Source organism: Pseudoalteromonas sp. Z1A6, from assembly GCF_011378745.1.
Taxonomy (GTDB): domain Bacteria; phylum Pseudomonadota; class Gammaproteobacteria; order Enterobacterales; family Alteromonadaceae; genus Pseudoalteromonas; species Pseudoalteromonas arctica.
Window position 1 is genome coordinate 1 of sequence record NZ_WTKW01000435.1, and the last position, 3106, is coordinate 3106.

Consider the following 3106-nt stretch of genomic DNA (forward strand, 5'->3'; position numbering starts at 1 on the left):
AATATACGCTAAAAAGCTTTAATTTTTCTTCGCATATTCTTCAGCTTGCTTTAAAACTCTTAATAAATTACCGCTAAGAATTTTTTTAATATCAGCATCGCTGTAATCTCTATCCATTAAACCTTGAACAAGGTTAGGGTAGCTAGATACATCTTTTAAACCGATAGGTAATGAATCGCCTACTCCATCATAATCAGAGCCAATACCTACATAATCAATACCAATTAGCTCAACTACGTGATCAATATGATCAAGTACTTGCTCAAGGCTTGCAAATGGGTAAGGGTTTTTAGCACGGTAGGCAGCATCAAAATCTTTGCTTAATTTAGTCCCGTCTTTTTTAACCGACTCTTTTGTGCTTTTTAACTGCTTGCCCCAACTACCTGCTTTAGCGGTAACAAAACTTGAGCCAAAGTTGATTTGAATAACACCGCCATTTTCTTTAAGTGCCAATAGCATGTCGTCATTCATATTACGCTCAAAGCCTGGCGTGTATTTACGAAGTGATGAATGTGAGGCAATTACGGGTGTTTTAGAGAGATCCATAACCTGATAAAACGCATCATCAGAAATATGTGATACGTCGATTAACATACCAATATTATTCATTTCAGTAATTAGCTTTTTACCAAATGGGCTTAAACCTTTCCATTTGCGGCGAATATCATAAGACGAATCCGAAATATGGTTGCTTTGCGAGTGCGCTAGCGTGATGTAGCGAATACCGCGGTCGTAAAAGTGCTGAAGGTTTTTCATATCTCCTTCGATAGGAGAGCCATTTTCCATACCCATTGCAATAGACAGCTTACCTTGCTTAAACTGCTCTTCTATATCAGTGCTTGAGCTGGCAATAGCAAACTTATCGGGTGCGCGCTGGGCTATAGCTTCCATACTATCAATCATTTGATTGGCTAGTTGGTAGCTTTTTCCTTTACCTTCAAATTCCAAATGCGCAGGAATATAAATCGACATAAACGGTGCGTTTAAACCGCCTTTTACAGCGCGAGGGTAGTCAAAATCGCCATCAGTTGTCGCTTTAGTTACATCAACCCAGCTTTCGTGAATTCGATAAGGTACGTCGATATGGGTATCAATTAAAATGGTGTCTTTAGCGAGTTTAATTGCTTTGTCGGATGCTGTTATTGTTTGTTCTGCATGGACTTGACTAGTTAATGCTAGTGATACGGCTACCACTAGAGTGCTGAGTTTTATCATGTTTTGGCTCTTTGGGTAAAAAGCCATTGTGTACGTTCAATTCAAAAGTTACAAGTACTACACCTTAATCAAACGCCTCTGCTTGATGCTCTTCACTTTGCAGCGCTTTAAATTCGCCCTTAGAAATAATAGTAACTGACTCATGTAATTCCGAGAAAAACACCATTGCTTCGCCATTTTTAAGCTGTAGCTTAACTTGGTTAACTTTAGATTCAATGCTTGCTTCTACTTCGCCATAATCGGTGCCTTCGCGCAGTACATAGCTTTCTATTAGGTTGTATAGTGTATCTTTATCGAGTTGTTCAAAAGGGATAATCATAATTGCTCTTTGTTTGCGTTGCCTAAAACATGTTGCCCAAAATAGCATGGCACGGCTTTCTCTAACCAAAATATGGGCTTAAACGGATTTTTACCGCTAATAAAACCAACATGTCCGCCTTTGTCAGAGATGCGCAGCGTAACATGCTCACTTACATCTTGCCTACTCGGTACGGCCTTAATTGAGAGCATTGGGTCGTCTTTGGCATGAATAATAAGTGTGGGTATAGCGATATCTTTTAAGTACGGCATAGCACTGGCTTTACGATAGTAATCGTGGGCATTTTCAAAGCCATGTAACGGTGCTGTAAGTTGGTTATCAAACTCTAATAAATCATCAATATTCATTAATTGATCGGTAGTTATAGGAATTTGCTGCTTAATTTGTGGCAATTTACGTTGCATCGACTTTTTCATGCGATCGAGCAGATATTTTTGGTAAATTTTACCTAAGCTTTTACGAATAACATCGCTTGATGACGACAAATCATAAGGAGCAGATACCACCGCTGCAGCACTTAGTGGGCATGCTTGTGATTGTTCACCTAAGTATTTGGCCAGTACGTTACCGCCTAACGAAAAACCTACAGCGACCATAGTGCGCTCAGGAAACTGCAGCTTTAAGTGATTAATAAAAAAAGCTAAATCGGCGGTATCACCACTGTGATAAGCACGTGGAAGGCGGTTTACTTCAGTTGAGCAGTTTCTAAAGTGCATAAGCACAACTGCGTAACCTTGTTTTTTTAAGGCCTTCATCATGCCTTTGGCATAAAAGCTATTTATATTGCCTTCAAGGCCATGCAAAACAACGGCTAGTGGTGCGGTTTCGTTATGTGGAAGTGACCATGCAAGCTCAATAAAGTCACCATCAGGTGTATCAAGTTGCTCAAGTTCGTAGCGAGTGTGGTGAAATGGGCGGAAAAAACGCGGCATTATGGTCTGAACGTGACGATTGGTCATCCACCATGCTGGTTTGAACTGAGAGATCATGTTTGTACTACGCACTTTGTATTAAACGAAAAGCTAGTGTACCAAATTTTTCGCTTCAGAAAATAAAAAGCGCCTAACTAGTAAACTAATAAGGCGCTTTAGTGCGTCGTGCTTAATTTTGGTCAGGAATTTCTGCATCATGTATTTTTTTCAGAAAGAAAAAAGCAAAAAAGATACACAAAGAAACAACGATAGTTAAAAATCCAAAAGACATAAATAAAACTGGATCTGTAAAAAAATCTCTAAAGAATACGCTCATGATTTGTTCCCCTCGTTGTTGATGGATTAATCATAGGCGGTGTTTGCAGGTCGCAACGTGATCGAGATCAAGTTATTTACATAAGCAGATATAGGGGTGAAGCTAAGTTGATTTAGATCATGCTTTAAAGGCTACTAAGTTATTACCACTGAGAGCTAAGAGAGTTTTTCACTTTACCTAAAAGCGTAGCGCTTTAAACTTTTTTGAGTAAACCACTTAAAGATTTTTTGCACAAAGAGAAAAGAATGAGAAGTAAATGAGGGTAGAGCAACAAACTGCTCAATATTTATATCTAAGTAATCTAGTTTGTTTTCCTCTAAAAGC

Annotated in this window: 3 protein-coding genes; all 3 read right to left on the reverse strand. The window is 38.9% G+C overall.

Going from position 1 to position 3106, the window contains the following annotated elements:
* Positions 1 to 18 precede the first annotated feature (18 nt).
* Positions 19 to 1215, reverse strand: coding sequence for a dipeptidase (locus GQR46_RS18170; RefSeq protein WP_165729563.1), 1197 nt, complete (start codon positions 1213 to 1215; stop codon positions 19 to 21).
* Between the two features lie 64 nt (positions 1216 to 1279).
* Positions 1280 to 1534, reverse strand: coding sequence for a YheU family protein (locus GQR46_RS18175; protein WP_007582257.1), 255 nt, complete (start codon positions 1532 to 1534; stop codon positions 1280 to 1282).
* Entirely contained in the window at positions 1531 to 2523 is a 993-nt protein-coding gene (locus GQR46_RS18180) for a hydrolase (RefSeq protein WP_165741905.1), read from the reverse strand. The genes GQR46_RS18175 and GQR46_RS18180 overlap by 4 nt, the downstream gene beginning before the upstream one ends.
* Between the last annotated feature and the right edge of the window lie 583 nt (positions 2524 to 3106).